Genomic DNA, 24,083 nt, shown 5'->3' with positions numbered 1-24,083 from the left:
TTAACGCTCACGACGATGAGCGGGCGAGGCGGCGACATCGCGCATGTCCTACCGCGCGGGGGGGAACGACGTTTCTATCGCGCCTTCATCGCCGCGCTGAAGAAAGCGCGCGCGGGTCAGCGCCTAGACCGCGAAGATACCTTGCTTCTCATTCAAGCTGAAGGGGACGAGTGGTGGGCGCTTTTGGAGGCGGCGGCCGAAGTCCGCGATCGCGAACGCGGACGCACGATCACCTTCTCCAAGAAGGTCTTCCTTCCCCTCACGAATCTGTGCCGCGACTATTGCGCCTATTGCACGTTTCGCAAGGATCCTGGGGAGCCCGAGGCGAAGACGATGACGCCCGAGGAAGTGCTCGCCGTCGCGCGGGCCGGGGAACGACTCGGGTGCAAGGAAGCCCTTTTCAGCCTGGGCGATAAACCGGAGCGAGCGTTTCCCGAAATGCGTCGGACGCTCGCGGCACTCGGACACGAGACGACGCTCGGCTACTTGCGCGCCATGTGCGCGCGCGTGTTGGCGGAGACCGAATTGTTGCCCCACGTGAACCCGGGAGTGATGACCGAAGCCGATCTGCGCGCGCTCAAAGAGGTGAGCGTGAGCATGGGCTTGATGCTGGAGAATGCGAGCCCGCGTCTTCTGCGGCGAGGTGGGCCGCATTCCCGCGCTCCGGACAAACACCCGCGCCTTCGATTGCGCACGATCGCCGATGCCGGACGTTTGCGCATCCCGTTCACGACGGGCCTGCTCATCGGCATCGGGGAGACCCTCGAGGAGCGCGTGGATTCGCTCCTCGCGTTACGCGCGATCCACGAGACCTACGGGCATATTCAGGAGATCATCATCCAGAACTTTCGGGCCAAACCGAACATCCCCATGCGCGCACATCCGGAGCCGACCGTGGAAGACCTAGCCCGCACGGTGGCCGTCGCTCGCCTTCTCTTCGGTGGGCGGATGAACATTCAAGTGCCCCCGAATCTCATTCCGGATGCCCCCTCGACGCTATGGTCGCCTTCGCCGCAAGCCAGTGAGGCGATGGGCATCCTCCTTCATGCCGGAATCAACGATTGGGGGGGGATTTCTCCGCTCACGCCCGATCACATCAATCCTGAACGTCCCTGGCCTCAGATCGAATGGCTGCGCGAACAAATGCGCGTCCGAGGGTTCGAACTCCGAGAACGCTTGGCCATTTATCCGGAATTCATTCGACGGCCTGGGTTCCTGACCCCAGAGCTTTCGGCGCGCGTTCTCGCGCGCGTGACCGAGGAAGGGTATCCGGCATGAGAGAAGACTTGCTGACGGACATCATGGGGAAGCTCGAAGGCGAAGAAGCATCGGTGGAGCGCGCGCTCGCGCGCGCGCCTCGTGATCTGGCTCGAATCTTAGAAGCCGCGTTGGCCGGGCGCGAGTTGAATTTCGAGGAAGGTCTTCGGCTGGCTCGGGCGAGGGGCGCGGAGGTGCGCGCCCTTGTGACCGTCGCCGATCAGGTGCGGCGGGAGACCGTCGGCGATATTGTCACCTACGTCGTCAACCGGAACATCAATTTCACCAACATCTGCTTCGTCGGCTGCAGCTTTTGCGCCTTCAGCCGCACACCGAAGGAGCGAGACGCGTACGCTTTGACGCTCGATCAGATCGCCGAGAAAGCCGTCGAGGCTTGGCAACGGGGCGCGACCGAGGTCTGCGTGCAAGGCGGATTGCCCCCAAATATGGACGGATTCTTCTACCGCGACATCCTGCGGGCGATCAAAGAGCGCGTCCCCCAGATTCACATCCACGCTTTCTCGCCGATGGAGATCGTCTATGGCGTCGAGCGAACGGGGATGGCGCTCCGCGATTACTTGCTCATGCTGAAGGAGAACGGCTTGGACACGCTGCCGGGGACGGCCGCCGAGATCCTCGACGACGTGGTGCGGTGGCGCATCTCGCGGCAGAAACTCACCGTCGCCCAGTGGGTGGAGGTGATCACGACGGCCCACGAGCTAGGCATTCGCTCCACCTCCACGATGATGTATGGACACGTGGAGACGCCGGAGCACTGGGTTGGTCATCTGCTGCTGTTGCGCGAGATCCAGAAGCGCACCGGCGGATTCACGGAATTCGTCCCCTTGGGCTTCGTCCCTTGGAACACTGTGCTCTACAAGCTCGGGAAAGCGCGACCGGGACCGACCCTGGAGGAACATCTGAAAGTTCATGCCCTCGCGCGACTGCTCTTGCGAGGATGGATCGAGAACATTCAGGTCTCTTGGGTGAAGCTCGGGCGCGCGCTCTCGCAGCTCTGCTTACGGGCGGGCGCCAACGACTACGGGGGCACCCTCATGGAAGAGAATATCTCCCGATTGGCAGGAGCAACGGCCGGAGAGTATCTGGCGCCCGAGGAATTTCATGCCCGCATCCGCGAGCTGGGCCGCATCCCCGCCGAACGCACGACGACTTACCAGATTCGGCGCATCTTCGCCTGAATTGTCGAACATCTCCCTCCCGCGCAATTGACCGTCATCCCCCTCTCGGAGTTAAGATGTGAGGGTCGAACATGGAAGCGGTGATGTTTCAGCTCATTGCCGAGGATCGGACGACGCGCGCGCGGGCGGGCCTTTTGCGCACGGCACATGGCGTCGTGGAGACGCCCGTCTTCATGCCCGTGGGGACGCAAGCGACGGTGAAGGCGCTGACGCAGGAGATGCTCGAGGACCTGGATGCCCGCATCATCCTGGCCAACACGTATCACCTCTTCCTCCGCCCCGGCGAGCAGACGATTCGCGAGCTGGGTGGGCTGCACCGTTTCATGGCATGGGAACGCGCGATCCTGACCGACAGCGGGGGGTATCAGATCTTCAGCCTAGCGCCGCTGCGAACCGTGCGCGAAGAGGGGGTACACTTCCAATCCCACTTGGATGGGTCGCGCCACGTATTGACGCCCGAACGCGCTATCGAGATCCAAGTGGCCTTGGGATCGGACATCATCATGGTTCTCGATGAATGCATTGAGAATCCCGCCGAACGCGCGGAGGCCGAACGCGCCGTCCGCTTGACGACGGCATGGGCGCGCCGCAGCAAGACGCGCTTTGAGGAGCTGCGCCGACAGAATCAAGGGATGCAGGCGGCGCTCTTTGGGATCATCCAAGGGAGCCTCTATCCCGACTTGCGTCGACGCAGCCTGGAGGAACTACTGGAGATCGGGTTCGATGGCTATGCCATCGGCGGCCTGAGCGTGGGAGAGGAGAAGTCGGTCATGTTCGACATCGTGGAATATGTGGCTGAGCTGATGCCGCGGGATCGTCCGCGATACCTGATGGGCGTGGGCACGCCCGCCGATCTCGTTCGCAGCGTGGAGCGAGGCGTAGATATGTTCGACTGCGTCCTCCCCACGCGCAATGCGCGCAATGGCCAGGTCTTCACCTCGCGCGGCCCCCTCAACATCAAGAATGCCGCTTATGCTCGCGATTCGCGCCCCCTGGACGAAGATTGCACCTGCCGGGTCTGTCGGCGATATTCGCGAGCGTACATCCGCCATCTCTATGCGAGCGGCGAAATCCTCTCGGCCATCCTCTGCACCTATCACAACGTGCACTTCTACCTTGACACGATGCGGAAGATCAGGCAAGCTATCGTGTTTGGCAACTTCGCAGAGTTCGCGCGCGAATTCTTGCGCCGGTATGAAGAGGTTGCTCTGCGGGTTGACCATAACGAATAAGGAGGGATCGTTGCCAAGCTCTCGCCAGCGGGCGCATCAATTATGAACGTCGGAATTCTTCTGCAGGCCGGAAATGCTTTCCTCTCGCTCGTTCCACTGTTGTTGATCTTCCTCATCTTCTACGTGCTCATCATCCTGCCAGAACGCCGGCGCCGGAAGAAGTTGCAGGAGCTGATCGCTAATCTCAAAGTCGGCGACAAGATCGTGACCACAGGGGGCATCTACGGGACGATCATCAGCGTGCGCGATGAGACGTTGGTCGTCCGTTCCGATCAGTCCCGTTTGGAGATCGCCCGCAATGCCGTCATTGGCTTGCAACAACCGCGCCCGGAAGAGAGCGAGAGAGCGACGGCGAAATGATCCCTCGGGCCTTTCGGCCAAGAACACACTTCGCGCGCAGGCGGTGAGATGAGTCGGAAGCTTCGGAACCGCTTCCTTCTGATCGGGGGCGTCACCCTGATTGCCCTGTATCTCTTGTTCGGCCCCTTCCAATTCCGTGACGCTTCGGGGCGCATCACCGCTCAGGCGATCGCAGCGAACTTCACGCCGAGCCGCCTCAAAAAGAACCTCTCTGAAAACATCAAGCTCGGCCTTGACCTGCGCGGGGGGAGCCACCTGATCCTCCAGGTTCAGACCGACGATGCCGTTCGCTCGATCACGGCGGGGAATTTGGAGAAGGCGCGTTCGATCCTCCAGCAAGCGGGAATCAAATTCACGAACATCACCTCACCGGCGCTTGGCCGGATCGAGGTCGATCTGGAGGACAGCGCACAGATAGAGGATGCCAAGGCCCGCATCACGCTCGATTTCGGCCCAGGTTGGACAGCGCGCAACGAGGGCAAACGCCTCATTTTCGAGATGAAGGATGAAGAGATGCGCGACGTCCGGGAACGGGCGACCGAGCAAGCCATGCGGATCATCGAGCAGCGGATCAATGCCTTCGGCGTCGCCGAGCCGACGATCGCGCGGCATGGGCCAGCGACCGGATACCAGATCCTGCTGCAGTTGCCGGGCGTGGACGATCCCGAACGGGTGAAGAATCTCATCCGCGCTGAATCCCGCCTGGAGCTGAAGCTCGTTCATAGCGGCCCGTATCCGAGCGAAGAGGCCGCGCGACAAGCTGTGGGAGGCACCGTGCCTCCGGATAAGGAGATCCTCCCGGCGCGCGAGCGCCGGCGTGATCCCGCTGCCCCTCCCGTGCAGTACTATGTCGTCGAGAAGACCCCCGTGATCACCGGGGATGATCTTCGCAACGCTCAAGCCGTTCCCTCGCAAGCTGGAGGGACCGTCTACGAGATTCTCTTCTCGCTGCGTCCCTCGGGAGCCGAACGCTTTTACACGGCCACAAGCGCTAACATCGGGAAGAATCTGGCCATCATCCTCAACAACGAGATCAAGAGCGCTCCCGTCATCCGAGATGCGATCCGCGACGAAGGGCGCATCGAGGGGGATTTCACCAAGGAGGAAGCAGAGGACCTCGCCCTGACGCTGCGCTCGGGCGCGCTTCCGGCGCGCGTGACGTATTTGGAGGAGCGGACGGTCGGACCGAGCCTGGGCGCTGATTCGATCCGACAAGGATTCGCGGCCTCGATCGCGGGATTAGCCGCCATCACGATCTTCATGCTCTTCTACTATCGGCTCTCGGGTGTGAACGCCGTCATCGGACTCGTTCTGAATCTCATCCTGCTGCTCGCGGCGATGAAGATTGTGGGCGCTGTGTTGACACTGCCGGGCATTGCCGGCGTCGCCCTTACCATCGGCATGGCTGTAGATGCCAATGTGCTCATCTTCGAGCGCATTCGGGAAGAGTTGCGCAATGGGAAGGTTCCGGCTTCGGCCGTCGCCCTGGGCTTCGAACGCGCGTTCACGACGATCTTCGATACGAACCTCACGACGATCATCGCCGCCCTCTTCCTCTTCGTCTTCGGGACGGGACCGATTCGAGGATTCGCCGTCACGCTCACAGCTGGATTGATCGCGAATTTCTTCACGGCGATCTTCGTGTCGCGGGCGATCTTCAGTTGGGTTCTGGAACGCCAGGGAGGCCGACCAGAAGCGTTGAGCATTTGATATGTACGAGCTGATCAAGACGCCGAATATTGACTGGATCCGCCTGAAGCGGAAGTTCATCTTGGTCTCGCTCGCTCTGCTCGTACTGGGAGGGGTGTCAGCTTTCACGCGCGGTTTCAACCTCGGCATCGACTTCGCCGGTGGGACGCTTGTGAATGTGAAGTTCAAGGACACTCCCCCACCGGAGGATCGCTTGCGCGAGGCACTCGGCAAGCAGGGGATTGATCCTGGGAAAGTCATCATCCAACCGATCAGCGATCCCATCAGCGGGATCAAGAACGAAGTCTTGATCCGTCTTCCGCAGCGCGAGGCGGGACAGAAGGCGGGCTCTTCCGTGGAGAGCGATCTCGATGTGGAGAAGCGCGCGATCCTGGCGGCTTTGAACACCTTCAATCCGCCCTCGGAAGTCGCGACGAAGGTGGACCTCAACACGATCAGCCGAGATCGGTTGCGAGAGGTGTTCTTGACGGAAGATCCGCTGGGGCTGATCTCCGCTTCAGGGCGTGCCGCAGCCGAACTCGAATATGGCCGATATGCGGATGCCATCATCCGATATCGGGATCAAGACCAAGGCGGCCTGCTGCGCGATCTCGCTGATCTACGAGCTGTATCGGGAGTGCCAACGGCCTTGATCCAGTGGATGCCGCAGCGATTCTTCGCCGGCAATGCGGCGATGATCAGCGCGGAGATCGTCGGCCCGCAAATCGGACAGGAACTGCGACAGCGCGCCATCTCGGTCACGCTCGCCTCCTTGGTCGGCATGCTCATCTACATCGCCTTCCGCTTCGAATGGATCTACGGAGTGGCCGCCGTCATTGCCATCTTCCACGATGTCTTAGTCACCCTCGGCATCTTCTCGCTTGTGCAAAAGGAGATCTCCCTGAATGTAGTGGCTGCCCTCTTGACGCTCGTGGGATATTCGGTCAACGACACGATCGTCATCTTCGACCGCGTTCGCGAGAACCTGCGGTTACGGCGGCGGGAGGGTTTGACGAAGATCGTTAACGATAGCATCAATCAGACGCTCTCGCGGACGATCCTCACGTCGGGATTGACGTTGCTGGCCGTTCTTTCGCTCTATCTTTTCGGCGGCGAGGTGCTCAGCGGATTCTCGCTCGCTCTGCTGGTGGGGATCATCGTAGGGACCTATTCCACGATCGCCATCGCGAGCCCGATCATGCTGTGGTGGCAAACGTGGCAAAGCCAGCGGCAGGCGCGGCGACCTGTCGTCCGACCAAAGCCGGCGGAGGCGACGCCGAGCCAAAAGGAGCGGCGCGCGACAGCTTCTCGCTGAGGTACGTGGTCTCGACGCGATACATAAAAGGGATCTTGACCGAAAGGGGGAGGGACGATATACTTCCGTTTGGTTGCTGGCCTGAGAGAGAGCAGTGGGGTGGTATGTGGAAGTATTTCCGTCCCTTGACCCATCGGCATCACACGCGTAAGGGGGGCCTATGTTTGAATGGTCTCTGATCGAGTCAACGACGCAAAAGCAAAAGTCGCCGACCAAGTGGTTCTTTCTCGCGACGATGGTCGTCTATAGCTTCATCGTGGTGACGGCCATCGTAGCGAGCATCATGCTCGTGAATCCCGAGCTGAGAGAGCAATTCATCTCGGCGGCTTTGGTGGCGCCACCACCACCGCCACCGCCTCCTCCGCCTCCGCCCCCAAGTGCGGCCGTCCCGGCGGCGACGAAAGTCGTCGTCGTGCCGACGGAGTTCATCGCGCCCAAGGAGATTCCGAAGGAATTGCCGCCTGCTAATCTTCCTGTTGTTGCGGTCTCCGCGGGCGTGATGGGAGGTGTGCCAGGAGGGGTTCCAGGTGGAGTCCCTGGAGGAGTCCTCGGTGGAGTTGTTGGGGGAGTCTTAGGGAGCGTAGCAGGCCCCGTGGAAGCTCCTCCTCCGCCGCCGCCACCAAGAGAGGAGAGGAAGGAACCGCCACGACGCGTATCGCAAGGCGTGCTGCAGGGGAATGCGATTCGGAAGGTCACCCCGGTCTATCCGGCGATCGCTCGCGCGGCCCGAGTCCAAGGGACAGTTCAGGTTGAAGTCGTTATTGACGAGGAGGGGAACGTCATCTCGGCGCAGGTGATTGATGGCCATCCGCTCCTGCGGCAGGCGGCCTTGGAAGCCGCATGGCAGTGGAAGTTCCGTCCGACGCTCCTCAGCGGGGAGCCCATCAAGGTGACGGGCATTCTGATTTTCAACTTTAAGCTCTGAAATCTCACAACCAAGGAGGGAGAAAGCATATGGGCTACAGCATCTTGACGCACGCGGGCATTGGCCTGCTCTTGCAAGAGGGCGCGGGAGCCGTGGAGTTCACTCTCTGGGCTATGCTCCAACGATTGGGGACGGTGGGATTGATCGTGATCATCATCCTGTCCCTGATGTCCATGTACTCGATCGCGGTGATGATCGAGCGACTGCTTACCTATTCGGCGGCGAAGAAGCAATCGCGCGAGTTCGCCCCGAAAGTCGCCGCGGCCTTACGCGAAGGTCGTTTGGATGATGCCATCGCGCTCTCGAGCAAGTACAAGAAGAGCCACCTGGCGATGGTTGTCAACGCGGGACTCCAGGAGTTCCGCTCCCACCAGCTCTCTACGGACATTCCGGGCGAGATCGTCGAAGCGACACGGCGCGCCCTGCAGCGAGCGATCGCTATCAAGACGGCTGAGTTCAAACGTGGTCTGTCGCAGTTGGCAACCATTGGTTCGACGGCGCCATTCGTCGGCTTGTTCGGTACGGTCGTGGGCATCGTGAACGCCTTCCAAGGGCTGAAGCAAGCAGAGACGGCGGGAATCGCGGCGGTGGCAGGTGGCATCTCCGAGGCCCTGGTGAATACGGCCTACGGGCTCTTTGTGGCCATCCCGGCCGTGTGGATGTTCAACTACTTCACCAACCGGATGGAGTCCTTCGTCGTGGAGATGGAGAACTCCTCATCCGAATTGGTGGACGTCGCATTGATGCCCTTCCTGAAGAAAAGGAGCTGAGCCCCTATGGGAATGCAAGTCGGCGAGCGAAAGGGGGTCATGGCCGAGATCAACGTCATCCCCATGGCCGACATCATGCTGGTGTTGCTCATCATCATGATGGTTGTCACCCCCTTCCTACAAGCGGGCATCGCGGTGACGCTGCCCAAAGCACCGCACGGTGAGGAGGATCCCGACATCAATAAGGAGAGCGCCGTCGTCGTAGCGATCCCGATTGATGGGACCATCTACGTGGGACGTGATCTGGTGAGTCAGAGCGAGCTGGAGACGCGGATTCGTCGGATGATGGAAGCTCGCCCGCTGGACCAGCGCGTCGTCTACGTGAAGGCCGATAATCGGGTGCGCTACGATAACGTTGTGGGGGTGATCAACGCCATTCGCAGCGCCGGCGTGGATCGCGTCGGCTTGGTCGTTGATCCGGGTAAGCGAACGAAACCAGAATCCGAGTGAAACGGGAGGGCACGGCGAGCCGAGCGTCGAAAGGCGATCTCGGCCGCGTGGCTCTCCCCACTTCTCACGCGGGGGGAGAGACCATGGCGATACCAACTGGGAAGGAGGACTACAAGCGGCCGGAGGCGGGCAAGCCTCTGGTGGACATGAACGTCGTTCCGCTCATTGACATCTTGCTCGTGCTCCTGATCATCTTCATGGCCATCACGCCGCTCAAGCCGAGCAAGCTCGAATCGAAGATTCCGGAGAAGCCGCCGGAGAACGTTGCCGTGAGTAATCCGCTGGCGCTCGTCGTCTCCGTCGAGGCGGATGCCTCCGGACGATTGGTTGGACTCAAGCTCAACGTTGAGTCGGTGACGGAAGAGACGCTGAGGGAGAAGTTGGGTGATATCATTGCCGCGCGGCCCCCAGATCAGCGCTCGGTCTTCATCCGTGCGCCGCGCAACACGCTCTATGGGGAGGTCGTGCGCGTTATTGACATTGTGAAAGCGGCCGGAGCCACGCCCATCGGCCTACAGATCGACGATTTGCCGGAACGTTGATCGTCCGGACGGAAAATTTTGGCTGAAGGGGGAAGGACTGTGAAGAAGAGAGGGCTCATCATTGCGATCGCGATCTTCATTGGAATCCTCGCCCTGTTGGGGATCACCCAAGGGCCTGATTTCTATCGCATGGTCAAAGCGAAGGATCGGCTGAATAATGGAGCCGTCGCCTATGAGCGTGGCGACTATGATGAAGCGATTCGCCTTTTCAAAGAGGCCGTTGATCTCTATCCGAACATGGAACAAGCGCGGCTCTACTATGCGGCGGGCCTGTTCGCGAAGTTCAATCTCACGAATGAGAAACCTCTGGCCTTGGAGGCGATGAAGATCTACGAGGACGTCTACCAGAAGAATCCAAATAGTGCCGATGCGATCGCCTACCTCGCTGTGATCCACAAGAACCTCGCCGATTTGGCGGAGACTGAGGAAGAACGCGAGCAACACATGGAGAAATACCGCGAGTGGACGCTCAAGCGATTAGATCTCCCCGGTCTCGATAACAAGGCCAAGGCCGAGATCTACTACACTCTCGGACAAGGGTACTGGCAAGAATCGTTCCAGATCACGCAGCCCTATCAGGTGAACCGTCCGCCGCAGCCGGTCACTTGGAATGTGCCCGAGAGCGAGGTGCCGAAGGTGAAGGCGTTGGTGCAAAAGGGCATGGAATATCTCAACAAGGCCGTCGAGCTGAATCCCGAATATGGCGATGCGTGGGCATACATCAATTTGCTCTATCGCGAACAGGCGAAAGTCGAGAAGGACCCGAAGGTGCGCGCTGAGTTGACCCGTTTGGCCGATCAGGCGCGTGATCGTGCGATGGAGCTGTACAAGCGACGGGAGGAGCAGCAAAAGCAGCAACAAGCGCAGAAATCTACCTGAACACCGGCCGATTGATCGCGTCTGGGTGGAGGATTCGCGTCGCATGAGTTCCTCCACCTTTTTTATTTCCGAAATCGAGCGGCGCTCCCCTCGCTAGTCGAAGGTCCGCATCATCCGATAGAATTGTCCTCCGGGGAGAGAGGAGGTACGGCTCGGTGATCCGGTTCGAGGACATTTTGGAGAAGGTCGAGCGATATCATCCGGAGGCCGATCTGGAACTCCTGCGGCGCGCGTATATCTTCTCGGCGCGCGAACACCGTGGACAGGTCCGTCTCAGCGGAGAGCCGTACCTCGTCCATCCGCTCGAGGTCGCCAATATTTTGGCCGATCAGCGTCTTGACGTCGTCACCGTCAGTGCGGGGCTCTTACATGATGTGATCGAAGATTGCGGCGTCACGCGTGAAGAACTGGAGATGTACTTTGGCCCAGAGATCGCTCATATCGTCAATGGGGTGACGAAAATCGGTCAGATCGCCTTCGCCTCGCGGGAGGAAGCACAAGCCGAGAGCTTGCGGAAGATGGTCCTGGCGATGGTGGACGACGTCCGGGTGATCTTAGTGAAACTGGCCGATCGGTTGCACAACATGCGGACCCTCGATCCCCTCCCTCGTGAGAAACAGATCCGCATCGCGCAAGAGACGCTCGACGTCTTCGCCCCTATCGCCCACCGGTTGGGCATGGGCCGTCTGCGCGGAGAATTGGAGGACCTCGCCTTCAAGTATCTCTACCCAGAGGATTACCGCCGACTCAAGGAGTCGATCGATCGCAAGCGTCCGCAATTGGAAGCGTACCTGGAAGAGGTGAAGGCGCGGATGTGGACAAGGCTCGAAGCGGAAGGGATCTCGGTGATCGCCATCGAAGGGCGCGTCAAACGCCTCTACAGCATCTTCCAAAAGATGCGCCGCAAGAAGGTCTCCCTCGATCAGATCTACGACCTGATGGCTGTGCGGGTGATTGTCTCCAGTGTGCGCGATTGTTATGCTGCGTTGGGCATCATCCATCAGAATTGGAATCCCATCCCCGGGCGCTTCCGAGATTGGATCGCCACGCCCCGCGAGAACATGTATCAATCGCTCCATACGTCGGTCGTCGGTGAGAACGGCCAATCGTTCGAAGTGCAGATTCGCACCGAGGAGATGCATCGGGTGGCCGAGGAGGGCATTGCCGCCCACTGGAAGTACAAGGAAGGGAAACTCGGCGCGCAGGCCGAGGATAAGATGATCGCGTGGCTCCGCCGCCTGCTCGATGAGCAACAAGAATCCCGCGATGCTCGCGAATTCCTCGAAGACCTGAAGCTCGACCTCTCTCCCAAAGAGGTCTTCGCTTTCACCCCCAAGGGGAAAGTCATCGAGCTGCCGCAAGGAGCGACGCCCATTGATTTCGCGTATGCCATCCACACGGAGGTCGGTCATCACTGCGCGGGTGCGAAGGTGAACGGCCGGCTCGTTCCACTCCGGTATCAGATCAAGACGGGCGACATCGTGGAGATCCTCACCTCGCCGAATCAACACCCGAGCCGCGATTGGTTGCGCTTCGTTAAAACCAATCGCGCGCGCACGAAGATTCGGCGATGGCTCCGCGAGCAGGAGCATCTCCAGGCGATGGAACTCGGCCGGCGACTGCTGGAACGAGAAGCTGAGAAGCTTCATCTCAAGCTCAAGAATCTGCTGGGCGACGGGGAGTTGGAGAGGATCGCTCCCGACTATGGGTACCAGAAGGTGGAGGACTTACTGGCTGCCATCGGCTACGGGAAGATCTCTGCGCGCAGCATCCTCACTCGCTTCGTCCCGGCTGAAGTGCTCGCCCAATTGGAGGAGAAGCCGAAGTCGAAGCTGGTGGAAGTCACCGAGCGGGTCAAGAAAGCCCTCGGCTTGCGAGAGGCGCCCATTCGCGTCCGTGGGGTCGAGGACCTCATGGTCTATCGAGCGCGTTGCTGCAATCCCATCCGCGGGGAGGAAATCATCGGCTACATTACCCGAGGACGCGGCGTCGCCGTTCACGCCCGACGCTGCAACAACGTCCCGGCTCTCCTCGTCAATCGCGAGCGCATCGTCGAAGTGGAGTGGACGCGAGGAGGAGAGAACGAACCTTATGCTGTCCCCTTGTACGTGGTCGTCGAAGATCGGCAGGGCATCCTGGCCGAGATCACCTCGGCCATCGCTAACATCAAGACGAACATTCGCGACGCTCGCGCCCGAACGACCTCGGATGGGCGTGGCGAGATTCGAATCACCGTCGAGATCTTCGACCTGAAGCATCTCGAACGCGTCACAAGCGCCATCCGAGCCGTCGAAGGAGTAATTGACGTCGAACGGGAGGAGCGGTGAACGATGCGACGAACGATCACGACCGACCAAGCTCCACGCGCGATTGGTCCCTATGTTCAGGCCGTTCAAGTCGGCGAATGGATCTTCGTCTCCGGGCAGATCGCTCTCGATCCGGAGACGGGCGAGCTCATCCCCGGAGGGATCGAAGAGCAAACCGAGCGCGTGCTCCAGAACCTCCGGGCCATTTTGGAAGCCGCCGGTTCGTCCTTGGAGAAAGTGGTCAAGACGACCGTCTACTTGGCGGATCTCAATGACTTCTCGAAGATGAACGAGGTCTATGCCCGGTATTTCCCAGGGGAGAAACCGGCGCGAGCGACCGTCGAGGTCTCGCGCTTGCCTCGAGATGCCCGGATCGAGATGGACGCCATCGCGACGCTCTGAAAGAGAGGCGGGATCAGGCCGCTTTGACGACCTTCCCCGCCTTCAAACACCGCGTGCAGACGCGAATGCGTCGGACAGCGCCATTGATGCGCGCGCGCACGCGATGCAGATTCGGCTCGAACTTATGCTTAGTGCGATTGCCCGCGTGGCTGACGCGATGCCCGAACTGTGGTCCTTTCCCGCAAATGACACACCGTTGTGCCATCGTTCGCTCTCTCTCCCACGTGATGCCCTCGATATGAATCAATCCCTGAAAGTAGCAGAGATCGCTCATCTCGTCAAGCAGGAGGGATCATGAGGAGAATCGCTTTTCTCGGTGTGCTTGGCCTCAGCCTCTTATTCAGCGCCTGTAAAGATCGTCCGCAAAGCCGCGCGACGGCCGAGGATGTGGCCGCACGCGTCAACGGCGTGGAGATCACCATCTCGGAGGTGGATCGGCTCGTCGAACAACAGCTTCGCGCTGGTGCTCAACAAGGACAAGCTCCGCCGACCCCCGCCGAGCTGGCGGCTGCTCGTCTCCAAGTCCTCGAGGGGCTCATCACTCAGCAGGCCCTCTATCAAAAGGCCGAGCGCCTGGGCTTGCTCCCCACCGACGAGGAGATCGTCCAAGGCATTCAACAGTTCAAGCGCGAGCGGGGATTGAGCGAAGAAGGTTTTCAGCGGACGCTCCGCGAACTGGGCCAGACGGAAGAGCAGTTCCGGCGCGAGATCCGTCGCCAATTGGCGATCCGGAAGCTCTTCGATCGAGAGGTGACGCCGCGCATCACGGTCACCGACCGCGAGATCGAGGAATTTTACAAGGCCAATAAAGCCCAATTCGTGGAGCGGCGGGGATTCGCGCTCGCGCGCATTCTGGTGACGCCGGAGAGAGATAACGTCCCGGATGATGCTGTCGGGGCTGATGCCGCCCAGCGAAAGATCCGGGAGATTTACGAGCAGTTGCGTCGCGGGGCGGATTTCGCGACCGTTGCCGCGCGCCGGTCCGAAGACCCGCTGACAGCGGCTCGAGGAGGAGATTGGGGGTTCTTCCCCGAGACGACCGAGCAGTTCCCCGAAGCCTTGCGCGCGCGCCTGCTCACCATGCGCGAAGGTGACATCACGGAACCGATCCGCATCGGCAATTCGTGGCTCATCCTGAAACTCGTCCGTCGCCTCCAGCGCGATCGCGAACTGACGCTCGATGAGGTGCGCGCCCAGATCGCCGAAGAGCTGCGCGGTCAACGGGAGCAAGTCCTACAGACGGCCGTGACCCGATTGGCCCTCGCGGAATCCCGCATCGAGAACGTGCTCGCGCAGCGGATGTTGGAGAATCCGACGAACTTCGGTGGTTTGCGTCCGATCGCGCTTCCAACACCGCCGGCTTCCGGCCAGGGGCGTTGAGCGCACCACTTTTTCAGGAACCGGAAGTCTCGCCGATGGCGCGCGCGACGACGAATCCGTAGACGGCGCGCGCGCCAGCTGCTCGCACCGTTCGAGCGCACTCGTTCAAAGTCGCTCCGGTCGTATAAACGTCGTCCACCAAGAGCACAGTCTTTCCCCACACCGCTTTCGGGGAAGTGATGACGAAGCATTGGGCGACGCGGCGCGCGCGAGCGAGCGCATCCATCCCCGCCCGATGTGGTTCCGTGTAGATCACGCGCCGCAAGACATCACGCCGCAGCGGACAGATGAGCGCGCGCGCTACCTCTTCGGCCAAAAGCTCCGCTTGATTGTACCCTCGTTCGCGCTGTCGCCGGGGATGAAGCGGAACCGGAAGCACCAGCTCCACCTCGCGAAAAATCGGCTCCGTCGCGACCCGTTTACCAATCTCTTCGCGCAAGCGCCGACACACATATGGCTTCCTCTTCAAGAAGAGGAGATGGGCTCGAAGAGCACCCGTGTAAGGCCCGAGGAATCGAAGGCGATCCAATGCCATCGCCGGACATGCCGGACATTCCTCCACGGGGGCCTTCACCGGCGCATGGCAGCGAGCGCATCGCGCGGCGGGAAGCCAATCGAGCGTCGCCCAACACGCCGCACAGGTGAGCCCATCGGCGAGCGACTCCACGGGTTCTCCACAGAGCATGCAGCGAGAAGGGAAGATCACACTGAGCAAGACGTCCGCGAAGGATTGCCCCACGGTGGCCCGTCTTCCTCGATTCGACTTCAACTCTCTTGAGCCTCGAAGAATGGCTTTTGGAAGAATGCCTGATATAGCGATCGGGCGCGCTCCAGATCAGACTCCGCCACGAGGAGTCGAATCGGTTGAGCGCCACTCACGACGCCTAACGGATCGCTCGTCCCGGTCAAGAGAGCAGAAATCCCCTCTCGGGCGAGCAACTCCCGCACCATTTCCGCCTCGGCAACCGCTGTGAATCGAGCCAACAGGACGAAGCGTACGTCTTTGCCGCTCATATCTGCCCCACCCATTCTCCGAAAAAGAGGACCTCCGCCGATCCCTCGACAGTGATATGATCATCCGACCGCCATCGGACGCGCAGGGCACCGGCCGGTGTGTGCACCCATGCTTCTCTCTCCGCTAATCCATTGAGCACAGCGGCGACGAGCGCCGCCGATGCTCCTGTCCCTGAGGAGAGCGTCTCTCCCACGCCGCGCTCCCACATCCGCAATTCGAGGTTTTGACGATCCCGAACGCGCACGAATTCCACGTTGGTCCGTTCGGGAAAGAGCGGATGTCGCTCGAGGGCTGCCCCTATGTGCCGAATGTCCAACGCCGTGAAGTCCTCCACGAACACAACGCAATGAGGATTCCCCAAGGAACACGCGGTGATCGGGATCGCATGCTCGTGGACGCGAACGGGGAACCCGATGATGCGTGGTCGTGGGGGATCGAGGGCCATCGGGATCGCCGTGCTGGAGAGTGCGGGGATCCCCATGTCAGTGAGGAATTCAAAGTGCGTCCCTTCGTGGCGAATCTGTTCCAGGTGTCTCACTCCCGCCTTCGTTCGAAGGCGAACGACGGGCTCTCGCCACCGTCCCGTGAATGCAAGATATGCCGCTAGGCAGCGAAGACCGTTGCCAGAGAGCTCTGCCTCCGTCCCATCGGCGTTCCACAAGCGCATCTCGAAGTCCGCCTCAGAGTCCGAGGCCAATGGGGCGACGAGGATCACGCCATCAGCGCCAATGCCGAAATGACGATGACACCATCGCGCTGCCCATCGAGCGATCTCTTCCGCGGAGAGGTGCTCGCGGGCGACAACGATGAAATCGTTGCCCAAAGCCTGAAGCTTGCAAAACGGCACGCGCCGCATTGGTCATCCCGGAGGCCAACGCAATGGGCGCCCACCGAGCAGATGGAGGTGGAGATGAAAGATGCTCTGCCCAGCCCGCGGCCCCGTATTGATGACGACCCGATACCCCTCTTCGGCGATCCCAATTTGATTCGCCACTTTCGACGCGATCCGCAGCATGTGTCCGAGCACGGCTTCGTCTTGAGGAGCCGCATCATTCAATGAATCCATGTGCTCGCGAGGGATGATCAGGATGTGCCATGGTGCTTGGGGATTGATGTCCTTGAATGCAATCACGCGATCGTCCTGGTAGAGGATGTCAGCCGGATGATCTCCGTTCACGATGTGACAGAAGACGCACTCGCGTTCGTAGTCGTTCATCTTCGCCTCTCCACCCATCGTACTCTTCTCACCAATGAGCGCCACTTCCTCTCGCGCCCTCTTCAGAGTGAAGATTTTCCCACACCTTGATCTCGGAGGAAAGGTGAGAAGTTGCCTCCGGCTTATGCCCGGCGCCGCAATACGAGCGTTCGCTCGATCCCTTGGAGATCGCGCTTGACTTCGACCAGTTCCCACGCGGTTGGCTCCAGCGCTTCGCGGAGCGATGGATATTGCCCGTATCCCATCTCGCAGACGAGATACCCTCCCGGCTTCAGGAACCTCTGTCCTTCGGCGAAGAGCCGCCGTTGAAGGCGCGCGGCTTCCGCCCCGGCGATCAAGGCCAGGCGAGGTTCATAGTCTCGAACTTCGCGCGGAAGGCTTGGCCATTCGGCTTCGGAAATGTAAGGGGGATTCGCGACGATGAAATCGGCTTTGGGCGGTTGCGCGCTCGCGTCCAGGGCTGAGAAGAGATCGCTCACGAGGAATTCGATGCGCGCGTGGACGCTATGCCGCTCGGCGTTGCGACGCGCGACGGCCAGCGCGGCTTCCGAGATATCGAGCGCCAGAATCCGCGCGTGCGGCAAGTGCACAGCGAGTGTCACGGCCAGACAGCCTGATCCCGTCCCCACGTCAATGATGAGAAGTCGGGCCGAATCCGACGCCCGCTCCAAGACAGCTTCCACGATCAATTCCGTCTCCGGACGCGGGATCAGGACGTCCGGCGTGACGAGGAAATCGAGCCCGAAGAACTCCTGATGCCCGGTGATGTACTGAAGCGGCTCTCCTTGTGCCCGCCGTTCGATCAGGCGCGTGAACTCTTCCCACACGGATTCCGAAAGCGGCTCCTCCGGTCGGGTGAGCACGTAAAGGTAATCCCTTTGCAAGGCGTGCGCGAGCAACGTCCCCGCCGTGCGTCGTGGGTCCTCGACGTTTGCCTCCTCCAGACGCCGTCGCGCCCACTCCAGGGCCTGACGAATCGTCCCCACCGATCTCACGAGCGAACTCGGAAACTCCGGGCGATCAGATCCAGACGATTTCGCGTGGATCGCATGACTTCCGGACGCCCTTCGAACTGCAGGACGTAGATGGTCGTCTCATCCGTCTTGAAGTAATAGTACCGCGCGACCTTCTTCTGTCCGCGTCGCGTGAACTCGAAATTGAAGACGACGCTCTCGGGATACACCCCGCCGAACGATTCCATCGTTCCACGCAAATACCCGGGACGGAAGCGCAGCGAGACCTCCTCCTCTCGCTCGGCAAAAGCGCGCGGCGAGGTCCCCGGCTCGACCTTGAATTGGCGCACGCGCAGCAACCCTTCCTCGCTGCTTCCGTAGACGATATCGGTCACTGTATTCCCAGCGCCGTCTTGGTACGTCACCGGCTCCCACCGATCGCGCAGCACGAGCTGGTATCGGCCCTCCGGATCCTGAAAGGGCCGCTCCTCGGCCGTCTGAAGAGCGATGAACAGAGGAAAGAGGATCAGGATCGCTCGCTTCATAACTCACGAATGGACGAGGTGTCCTCTTGAGAGAGTTCTGCGGCCGCCGGCCAAGGCCCGAGGACGGACCGTTGAATCTCGATCACCTGAGCGATGCCTCGACGCGCGAGCGCGAGCAGTTGGTGAAGTTGCTCTTCAGTGAACGGTTCGCTCTCGGCCGTCCCTTGGATCTCCACGAATCGCCCATCGCCTGTGCCCACGACGTTCATGTCCACAGCCGCCCGGCTATCTTCCTCATACCGCAGATCAAGCATAGGCGTGCCGTCCACAATCCCCACGCTGACGGCGGCCACATAGTCGCGCACGGGCCATTCGGCGATCGCTCCTGTTGCGTACAATCGCTGCAGGGCGAAGACCAATGCGACGAACGCGCCCGTGATCGAAGCCGTTCGCGTTCCCCCATCGGCCTGAACGACATCGCAGTCGAGAAGGATCGTCCGTTCGCCGAGTCTATCCAAATCCACAACAGCACGGAGACTGCGCCCGATCAATCGCTGAATCTCCTGCGTGCGCCCGGATGGCGGCGTACGTCCCGTCTCGCGCGGCGTGCGCGTCTCGGTCGCTCGCGGCAACATGGCGTATTCGGCCGTGATCCATCCCCTCCCCGTGCCGCGCAGGAACGCGGGGACGCGCTCCTCCACAGTCGCCGCACAGATGACCTTCGTATCGCCACACTCGATCAAGACCGAACCTTCGGGGAACTTGAGGAAGTTGGGGAGAATCCGAATAGGACGCAGCATGTCCGGGTGACGTCCATCTTGACGAAGTACCGTCTCACCCATCGGTTTTCAATGCTTCTCGGAGAATCCTTCTTCCTGCTCCAGCTCAGTGGCGATGGCGTCGGCCTGCTCGCGCAATTCGTTCAATGTGACCTCCAGGCTCTCGGCCTCGAAGGCGGCGACCTTCACGCGGTGTTCGAGATCGGAGATGTCCCGCTCCAAGCGCTGCTGCCAGGCTTCGAGCTCAGCGAGCATACGCTCCTCTTCCGGAGTGATGGAGCTGCCAGGGGATTCCTGGAGTCGTCGCCGGATGCGATTCACCAAATCCATGGTTCGCATGCGGATGTCGAGACTCTCCCGACGATGTCCCTCCAGCTCGCTCCGCATGCGCGCGAGTCGCTCCATCAGGCGTCGTCGCACATCAATGAGCCGTTGCAGCTCATCTTGGATCTCGGCCAATCGCTCCAACTTGGAGGCTCGTTCCTCCGCACTCTTGAACGATGAGAAGAAAAGCTCGTCAAACATGATCGCCGATTCAAGACATGAAAAATGGTGGAGGTGAGCGGAATCGAACCGCTGTCCGAGGGCCTTCCGGCGCGAGGTTCTACATGCTTAGTCGCCTCTCGACGATTCGTCGCGCGAGGAGGCGAGGCGACGCGCGCCTCGCGCAACTAGATCGGCTGCTCGATGTCGCCAGGGCGCGCCGATCAATCACCCTGACCGAGCCCGTCTGGGTCGACGCCCCTTCCCTCACCCGCGGGCGAGGCGAGGAGGAGCGAGGCCGTCTTCACGCGGCCTGAGCGTACTGCACGTTGGCAGTTATTTTTTTCCGTGCCTCTTTCGGGCCGGCACGGTACCCGGCATGCACCCCGTCGCCTCTTGACCCCCGTCGAACCCATGTCACCCCCAAACCACAAGCGATTGTATCACCGATCGCGGAAAGCGGTCAATGCATCTCGCTCAGAAATGGATCTCCTCCTCCTCGAAGTCGGGCGTCTCGATCTGAATCGTCACATGCTCGATCCCATAGACCTCCTTCAGCCGCGCGCGAATCTTTTGGAGGACTTCCTTCGGTGAGGCATGATCCTCCGCTAAGATGACGTGCGCGCTCAAAGCATCCTTCCCCGAGGTGATCGTCCAGACGTGCAGATCGTGAACATCTTGAATCCCCGGGACGCTGCGGATCACGCGCTCCACGCCCGCGATATCAATGTGCGCGGGCGTCGCTTCCATCAAGATATTGACCGCCTCTTTGAGCAATCGCCACGCGCAGACGATGATCAATCCGCCCGTCAAGAGACTGATGGCGGGATCGGCGAGATACCATCCCTTCGCCCAGATGAGTCCTCCAGCCAACAATGCGCCGATCGATCCCATCCCATCGCTCACGACGTGCAGGAAGGCCCCCCGCACGTTCAAACTCTGGTGGCGCGCCCGATGCAAGAGCGCGGCGCCAATTCCATTGACGACGAGCCCACCGAGCGCGATCAGCATCATCTCCGCTCCCCGCACATACGGTGGTTGTTGGAGACGCTCGTAGGCCTCATAGAAGATGGCCAACGAGATGATGATCAAGATGACAGCGTTCAGCAACGCGGCGAGGATCTCGAGCCGATAATAGCCGTAGGTCTTCTCCGGTGGCGCGCTCCGCTCGCACATCCACATCGCACCCAGGGCCAAGGCCAAGGCCGCGACATCCGTGAGCATATGCCCAGCATCGGCCAAAAGCGCGAGACTATTGGTCAGCCATCCCCCGACGGCTTCGACGATCATGTAACCGCTCGTCAGGAGGAAGACGTGAAACAATGGCCGCGCGCCTTCTCGCTTCGGAAGCACGCTCCCCCTCCACGCCAAAAATGCTCAAATGTCAGCCGACCCCATGCTGGATGAACAGTATCTGACGCCATTCCTCCCGCGAGAGCGGTCGGATATCCGCCAGGCGCAAATTCTCCTCGACGTGAGCGCGACGACTCATTCCGACGAGCGCGACCGTGATCCCTGGCGTCGAGCGAACGATCTGCAGCGCTCGCTGCGCCGCGGTCAAGCCCTTGAGGGCATCCGCTCTGGCCACCGGCCACTGCGCTGCGAGTCGCCCTTGTAAAAGCGGCGCGCTCGCCATGACAACGATCCCCAAATGCTCCGCGGCCTCTAGGACGGAGACTTGCCACCCTCCGAGCGTTTGCGTGCGCAGCAGACTCGCCTCTGGCATGAGAAGGTTATACGGAAGTTGGATGACGCGAAAATGGTGGTCCGTCCCACCCACTTCTTTCGCGAGCGCGACCAGCTCGGCCAACGACAAATGAACCCGCTCGTCCGGTGGGACGCGATACCCCTCCCACGTCGCCGTCCCGTAGACGCCGATCTTCCCCTCAGCCACCTTCTCCTCCAGCCACGCGAACGCTGCGCGCATGCGCCGGCGAAATTCTTCGCGGGAGATCTCCTCCAATTGCTGCTCCGGATTGTGCAGATAGTAGACGTCCACGGTCTCCAAGCGCAGATTCCGCAAGCTCGTCTCCAATTGATGCTCCAAGTAGCGCGGCGCGAGACTGTGAATGCCGCCGACGACGTCCTCCGGTCGAAGGATGCCGGGCCGGAAGAAGGTCTCCTCCAAGTAACGCTGCCACTCCGCGCGCGTTCGCGGAGGATGTCCGTCAAAGGGGATGTACCCTCCTTTGGTCGCCACGAGGACCTCATCGCGCGCGATCGTCCCGGCCGCGACTAGTCGCGCGAGCACCTCGCCAATGACTCGTTCGCTGCGTTGACAGCGGTAGTTGATCGCCGTGTCAATGACGTTGCTGCCCCGCTGAAGAGCCCACGCAATGGCCTCCCCATAGGCGCGATCGGTCTCCGCATCCGATGCGCCAAGATACGTGCCGATGCCGATCGAGGAGATCCAAAGCCCAAAGGCCTCGCGGAAATGCCCCGCAGCTTGCGCTTCCGCAAATCGAGCGCGGAATCGTTCAGTTCCCTCTCGTGTCGCTCGTCGCGCCATTCGTTCTCTCCTCTTCGTCGAAAGGACTGGTTATTTTAGCAAAGCCTGCTGTACAATAGCGATACCATGCGCGAGGGGAAAATAGAGCTTGAGCGTCGCGCGATGTCGGAAACGAACATCGTGCGACCTTCTACGCGCGCGCCCTTCGAGGTGCTTCTTCCGTATTTTCTCGAAGGAGCTCCAAAGCAGCGGGCGCGTGGGATCTTCATGAGGGGCACCAAAGACGTCGGCAGCGAGGTCCAAGAACTTGTGGCGTTAACGTTGAAAGGCACGCGGCGACAGGTGAGCATTGGGCTCGTGCGACGACATGACGTGGGTGAGCTCCTTCTGAAGCCCCGCGAATCCGTCCGCGCGCCCGCCAAAGAGCTGGCGGCCATTTCGAAAAGACCTCGGAAGGCGTGCGAACCGTCTTTCTCCGGAGACCTCGATTTCGCCCTCACGGAAGAATACGAGGATGCTCTCCGGACGATGGAAAGCGCAGATCTTGTGGCTCGCACGACGGAGATGACGATCCCCTGGCCAGAACGATGAGCATGCGCACACGACTCCTCCTCACCATGATGCTTCTTGTGCTCGGCGGTCTCTGGGTGCCGGAACGCCCTCGCGCTCGCGACGAGGCGGACGCTGAGATCACGCTGGCGCTCGTCGGAGGATGGCTCATTGATGGCAATACTCCCCTGCCGTTTGAGAATCCCGTCATTCTCATCGCCGGCAACAGGATCAAGGCCGTGGGACGGCTGGGGCGCATGCGCATCCCCACCGGCGTGAATGTGATTGACGCGCAAGGGAAATTCATCCTCCCCGGACTCATTGACGCGCATGCGCATCTGGAAGGGCTCGGGCTTGGCGAGCGAGACGCCGAGTTCACGGATACGGCGGAGAAGCTTCGGCACGTGATCCTTCAAAACGCTCGGCTCGATCTCCTCTCCGGGGTGACGAGCCTGCGCGATTGCGGATCGAGCGAACTCGTCCTCAAGCTGCGGGAGCAGATCGAAGCCGAAGGGCCGCGGCTCTTCGCTTCTGGGCCGCAGCTTGTCAAGCGAGATCCGACGCATCCCCCATCTCCTCTCTTCCTCGAATACGATGGGGCGAAAGACGCCCGCCGGAAAGTCCGGGAGCAAATCGCCAAGGGCATTGATTTCGTGAAGGTCCGCCTGACGCGCCAGCGTCCGCTTCCCACGCTCGAGGAACTCTCGGCGATCGTCAGCGAAGCGCGTCGCGCGGGATTGAAGGTCGCCGCCCATATAGACGTCCCGTATGATGAGGCGGTGCGCTTGGCCGTGATGGCCGGCGTGGACACGATCGAGCACATGGCCCCTCTGCGCGCGTACGACGACCGGCTCTTGCTGGAGATGGTGCGTCGTAACATCATCCTCGTGCCGACGCTCTATCAGATTCAGGCGCAGCGCATAGACCCAGTGGAGAAGACCGAGGAAGACCTGATCGAGCCGCCGCTACAAAATCGGCTTCCGGCGGAGATCCTTCAAGCGCTCGGTCAACGAGCGACCCTTTGGCGACGCAATGTGCTCGAATGGCGGGCACGGGGCTACGATCCGAAGCGCACGTTGCGAGAGACCTTCCGCACCCTCACGCGCGCGCGCTTGCTGGGAGTGAAGATCGCGCTCGGGCCCGACACGGGATCGGATCTCGTCCCGCACGGTCGGTTCTACAAAGAACTGGCGCTTTATGCGAGCATGGGAATCCCTCCGATCGAGGTCATTCAGATGGCGACGCGGATGGGAGCGGAAGCCCTGGGTCGGGAGAAAGAGCTGGGGACAATCGAGCCCGGCAAACTAGCGGATTTGATCGTCGTGGATGGCGATCCATTGCTCGATCTGGACGCGCTGCGTAACGTCGTCCTCGTCATCAAAGATGGTCGCGTGATCGAGGTTCCGCGCAATGAGACGAAAAATCGCTGAAGCGCACGGACGAGGGAT

General features: G+C 60.9%; 27 protein-coding genes and 1 other RNA gene. 16 read left to right on the top strand and 12 right to left on the bottom strand.

Translation table 11 applies throughout. The features are described from left to right. The first annotated feature begins 15 nt into the window (after positions 1-15). From cofG to NZ746_02420, 13 genes are all read left to right on the top strand, one after another. Complete coding sequence (cofG, locus tag NZ746_02480; protein ID MCS6816227.1) at positions 16-1,278, top strand: 7,8-didemethyl-8-hydroxy-5-deazariboflavin synthase CofG; 1,263 nt, start codon at positions 16-18, stop codon at positions 1,276-1,278. Next, positions 1,275-2,456: a 5-amino-6-(D-ribitylamino)uracil--L-tyrosine 4-hydroxyphenyl transferase CofH gene (cofH, locus tag NZ746_02475; GenBank protein MCS6816226.1), complete on the top strand. Its 1,182-nt coding sequence runs from the start codon at positions 1,275-1,277 to the stop codon at positions 2,454-2,456. Before cofG ends, cofH begins: the two co-directional genes overlap by 4 nt. Positions 2,457-2,527: 71 nt before the next feature. Next, on the top strand, positions 2,528-3,688 hold the full coding sequence (tgt, locus tag NZ746_02470; GenBank protein ID MCS6816225.1) for a tRNA guanosine(34) transglycosylase Tgt: 1,161 nt from the start codon (positions 2,528-2,530) through the stop codon (positions 3,686-3,688). A gap of 42 nt (positions 3,689-3,730) precedes the next feature. Next, positions 3,731-4,048, top strand: a complete 318-nt coding sequence (gene yajC / locus NZ746_02465; GenBank protein MCS6816224.1) for a preprotein translocase subunit YajC — start codon at positions 3,731-3,733, stop codon at positions 4,046-4,048. A 48-nt stretch (positions 4,049-4,096) separates the two neighbouring features. Beyond that, entirely contained in the window at positions 4,097-5,758 is a 1,662-nt protein-coding gene (secD, locus tag NZ746_02460; GenBank protein ID MCS6816223.1) for a protein translocase subunit SecD, read from the top strand. A 1-nt stretch (position 5,759) separates the two neighbouring features. After that, positions 5,760-7,052, top strand: a complete 1,293-nt coding sequence (gene secF / locus NZ746_02455; protein MCS6816222.1) for a protein translocase subunit SecF — start codon at positions 5,760-5,762, stop codon at positions 7,050-7,052. A 160-nt stretch (positions 7,053-7,212) separates the two neighbouring features. Then, positions 7,213-7,977 (top strand): energy transducer TonB, encoded by a 765-nt coding sequence (locus NZ746_02450; GenBank protein MCS6816221.1) that lies wholly within the window; start codon positions 7,213-7,215, stop codon positions 7,975-7,977. Between the two features lie 29 nt (positions 7,978-8,006). Further along, positions 8,007-8,747: a MotA/TolQ/ExbB proton channel family protein gene (locus NZ746_02445; protein MCS6816220.1), complete on the top strand. Its 741-nt coding sequence runs from the start codon at positions 8,007-8,009 to the stop codon at positions 8,745-8,747. 6 nt (positions 8,748-8,753) lie between these two features. Beyond that, positions 8,754-9,197 (top strand): biopolymer transporter ExbD, encoded by a 444-nt coding sequence (locus NZ746_02440; GenBank protein ID MCS6816219.1) that lies wholly within the window; start codon positions 8,754-8,756, stop codon positions 9,195-9,197. Between the two features lie 83 nt (positions 9,198-9,280). Then, a complete protein-coding gene (locus NZ746_02435; protein ID MCS6816218.1) occupies positions 9,281-9,739 on the top strand; it encodes a biopolymer transporter ExbD in 459 nt (152 codons plus the stop codon). A gap of 39 nt (positions 9,740-9,778) precedes the next feature. Continuing rightward, positions 9,779-10,618 carry a tetratricopeptide repeat protein gene (locus tag NZ746_02430; protein ID MCS6816217.1) on the top strand — a complete coding sequence of 280 codons (840 nt, stop codon included), beginning with the start codon at positions 9,779-9,781 and terminating at the stop codon, positions 10,616-10,618. 155 nt (positions 10,619-10,773) lie between these two features. Next, positions 10,774-12,945, top strand: coding sequence for a bifunctional (p)ppGpp synthetase/guanosine-3',5'-bis(diphosphate) 3'-pyrophosphohydrolase (locus tag NZ746_02425; GenBank protein MCS6816216.1), 2,172 nt, complete (start codon positions 10,774-10,776; stop codon positions 12,943-12,945). Positions 12,946-12,948: 3 nt separating this feature from the next. After that, on the top strand, positions 12,949-13,326 hold the full coding sequence (locus NZ746_02420; protein ID MCS6816215.1) for a RidA family protein: 378 nt from the start codon (positions 12,949-12,951) through the stop codon (positions 13,324-13,326). 13 nt (positions 13,327-13,339) lie between these two features. Here NZ746_02420 and rpmB read toward each other — a convergent pair whose 3' ends face one another. Continuing rightward, the gene (gene rpmB / locus NZ746_02415) at positions 13,340-13,531 is read right to left on the bottom strand and encodes a 50S ribosomal protein L28 (GenBank protein MCS6816214.1); all 192 of its coding nucleotides are present in this window, start codon (positions 13,529-13,531) and stop codon (positions 13,340-13,342) included. Between the two features lie 89 nt (positions 13,532-13,620). Here rpmB and NZ746_02410 point away from each other — a divergent pair, with 89 nt between their 5' ends. Continuing rightward, entirely contained in the window at positions 13,621-14,706 is a 1,086-nt protein-coding gene (locus NZ746_02410) for a SurA N-terminal domain-containing protein (GenBank protein ID MCS6816213.1), read from the top strand. 13 nt (positions 14,707-14,719) lie between these two features. Here the strand turns inward: NZ746_02410 and NZ746_02405 are convergent, their stop codons facing one another. From NZ746_02405 to NZ746_02355, 11 genes are all read right to left on the bottom strand, one after another. Further along, complete coding sequence (locus NZ746_02405; protein MCS6816212.1) at positions 14,720-15,445, bottom strand: ComF family protein; 726 nt, start codon at positions 15,443-15,445, stop codon at positions 14,720-14,722. Between the two features lie 26 nt (positions 15,446-15,471). Then, positions 15,472-15,720, bottom strand: a complete 249-nt coding sequence (locus NZ746_02400) for a DUF2007 domain-containing protein (GenBank protein MCS6816211.1) — start codon at positions 15,718-15,720, stop codon at positions 15,472-15,474. Next, positions 15,717-16,577, bottom strand: coding sequence for a diaminopimelate epimerase (gene dapF / locus NZ746_02395; GenBank protein MCS6816210.1), 861 nt, complete (start codon positions 16,575-16,577; stop codon positions 15,717-15,719). Before dapF ends, NZ746_02400 begins: the two co-directional genes overlap by 4 nt. Before the next feature lie 3 nt (positions 16,578-16,580). Beyond that, positions 16,581-16,937 carry a histidine triad nucleotide-binding protein gene (locus tag NZ746_02390; protein MCS6816209.1) on the bottom strand — a complete coding sequence of 119 codons (357 nt, stop codon included), beginning with the start codon at positions 16,935-16,937 and terminating at the stop codon, positions 16,581-16,583. Between the two features lie 122 nt (positions 16,938-17,059). Then, on the bottom strand, positions 17,060-17,923 hold the full coding sequence (gene prmC / locus NZ746_02385) for a peptide chain release factor N(5)-glutamine methyltransferase (GenBank protein MCS6816208.1): 864 nt from the start codon (positions 17,921-17,923) through the stop codon (positions 17,060-17,062). Positions 17,924-17,928: 5 nt separating this feature from the next. Further along, on the bottom strand, positions 17,929-18,435 hold the full coding sequence (locus NZ746_02380; protein MCS6816207.1) for a hypothetical protein: 507 nt from the start codon (positions 18,433-18,435) through the stop codon (positions 17,929-17,931). Next, entirely contained in the window at positions 18,432-19,217 is a 786-nt protein-coding gene (gene rph / locus NZ746_02375) for a ribonuclease PH (GenBank protein ID MCS6816206.1), read from the bottom strand. The genes NZ746_02380 and rph overlap by 4 nt, the downstream gene beginning before the upstream one ends. 6 nt (positions 19,218-19,223) lie before the next feature. Beyond that, positions 19,224-19,679, bottom strand: coding sequence for a hypothetical protein (locus NZ746_02370; GenBank protein ID MCS6816205.1), 456 nt, complete (start codon positions 19,677-19,679; stop codon positions 19,224-19,226). A gap of 25 nt (positions 19,680-19,704) precedes the next feature. Further along, positions 19,705-20,062, bottom strand: a transfer-messenger RNA (tmRNA) gene (gene ssrA, locus NZ746_02365). Between the two features lie 52 nt (positions 20,063-20,114). Next, entirely contained in the window at positions 20,115-20,990 is an 876-nt protein-coding gene (locus NZ746_02360; GenBank protein MCS6816204.1) for a cation diffusion facilitator family transporter, read from the bottom strand. A gap of 31 nt (positions 20,991-21,021) precedes the next feature. After that, positions 21,022-22,146, bottom strand: a complete 1,125-nt coding sequence (locus NZ746_02355; protein ID MCS6816203.1) for an aldo/keto reductase — start codon at positions 22,144-22,146, stop codon at positions 21,022-21,024. A 102-nt stretch (positions 22,147-22,248) separates the two neighbouring features. On the opposite strand from NZ746_02355, the gene NZ746_02350 reads away from it, so the two are divergent. Beyond that, positions 22,249-22,677, top strand: coding sequence for a hypothetical protein (locus tag NZ746_02350; protein MCS6816202.1), 429 nt, complete (start codon positions 22,249-22,251; stop codon positions 22,675-22,677). Between the two features lie 2 nt (positions 22,678-22,679). Next, on the top strand, positions 22,680-24,065 hold the full coding sequence (locus NZ746_02345; GenBank protein ID MCS6816201.1) for an amidohydrolase family protein: 1,386 nt from the start codon (positions 22,680-22,682) through the stop codon (positions 24,063-24,065). Positions 24,066-24,083 lie beyond the last annotated feature (18 nt).

The sequence above is a fragment of the Blastocatellia bacterium genome (assembly GCA_025055075.1).
Lineage (GTDB): Bacteria > Acidobacteriota > Blastocatellia > HR10 > HR10 > HR10.
This window is presented reverse-complemented; position numbering and strand designations above follow the sequence as displayed.

What these genes read in the sequence shown, in the direction of transcription:
- cofG (MCS6816227.1), top strand. Translation starts at nt 16, where the DNA reads ATGAGCGGGCGAGGCGGCGACATCGCGCATGTCCTACCGCGCGGGGGG.
- cofH (MCS6816226.1), top strand. Translation starts at nt 1,275, where the DNA reads ATGAGAGAAGACTTGCTGACGGACATCATGGGGAAGCTCGAAGGCGAA.
- tgt (MCS6816225.1), top strand. Translation starts at nt 2,528, where the DNA reads ATGGAAGCGGTGATGTTTCAGCTCATTGCCGAGGATCGGACGACGCGC.
- yajC (MCS6816224.1), top strand. Translation starts at nt 3,731, where the DNA reads ATGAACGTCGGAATTCTTCTGCAGGCCGGAAATGCTTTCCTCTCGCTC.
- secD (MCS6816223.1), top strand. Translation starts at nt 4,097, where the DNA reads ATGAGTCGGAAGCTTCGGAACCGCTTCCTTCTGATCGGGGGCGTCACC.
- secF (MCS6816222.1), top strand. Translation starts at nt 5,760, where the DNA reads ATGTACGAGCTGATCAAGACGCCGAATATTGACTGGATCCGCCTGAAG.
- NZ746_02450 (MCS6816221.1), top strand. Translation starts at nt 7,213, where the DNA reads ATGTTTGAATGGTCTCTGATCGAGTCAACGACGCAAAAGCAAAAGTCG.
- NZ746_02445 (MCS6816220.1), top strand. Translation starts at nt 8,007, where the DNA reads ATGGGCTACAGCATCTTGACGCACGCGGGCATTGGCCTGCTCTTGCAA.
- NZ746_02440 (MCS6816219.1), top strand. Translation starts at nt 8,754, where the DNA reads ATGGGAATGCAAGTCGGCGAGCGAAAGGGGGTCATGGCCGAGATCAAC.
- NZ746_02435 (MCS6816218.1), top strand. Translation starts at nt 9,281, where the DNA reads ATGGCGATACCAACTGGGAAGGAGGACTACAAGCGGCCGGAGGCGGGC.
- NZ746_02420 (MCS6816215.1), top strand. Translation starts at nt 12,949, where the DNA reads ATGCGACGAACGATCACGACCGACCAAGCTCCACGCGCGATTGGTCCC.
- rpmB (MCS6816214.1), bottom strand. Translation starts at nt 13,531, where the DNA reads ATGGCACAACGGTGTGTCATTTGCGGGAAAGGACCACAGTTCGGGCAT.
- NZ746_02410 (MCS6816213.1), top strand. Translation starts at nt 13,621, where the DNA reads ATGAGGAGAATCGCTTTTCTCGGTGTGCTTGGCCTCAGCCTCTTATTC.
- NZ746_02400 (MCS6816211.1), bottom strand. Translation starts at nt 15,720, where the DNA reads ATGAGCGGCAAAGACGTACGCTTCGTCCTGTTGGCTCGATTCACAGCG.
- dapF (MCS6816210.1), bottom strand. Translation starts at nt 16,577, where the DNA reads ATGCGGCGCGTGCCGTTTTGCAAGCTTCAGGCTTTGGGCAACGATTTC.
- NZ746_02390 (MCS6816209.1), bottom strand. Translation starts at nt 16,937, where the DNA reads ATGAACGACTACGAACGCGAGTGCGTCTTCTGTCACATCGTGAACGGA.
- NZ746_02380 (MCS6816207.1), bottom strand. Translation starts at nt 18,435, where the DNA reads ATGAAGCGAGCGATCCTGATCCTCTTTCCTCTGTTCATCGCTCTTCAG.
- rph (MCS6816206.1), bottom strand. Translation starts at nt 19,217, where the DNA reads ATGGGTGAGACGGTACTTCGTCAAGATGGACGTCACCCGGACATGCTG.
- NZ746_02370 (MCS6816205.1), bottom strand. Translation starts at nt 19,679, where the DNA reads ATGTTTGACGAGCTTTTCTTCTCATCGTTCAAGAGTGCGGAGGAACGA.
- NZ746_02355 (MCS6816203.1), bottom strand. Translation starts at nt 22,146, where the DNA reads ATGGCGCGACGAGCGACACGAGAGGGAACTGAACGATTCCGCGCTCGA.
- NZ746_02350 (MCS6816202.1), top strand. Translation starts at nt 22,249, where the DNA reads ATGTCGGAAACGAACATCGTGCGACCTTCTACGCGCGCGCCCTTCGAG.
- NZ746_02345 (MCS6816201.1), top strand. Translation starts at nt 22,680, where the DNA reads ATGCGCACACGACTCCTCCTCACCATGATGCTTCTTGTGCTCGGCGGT.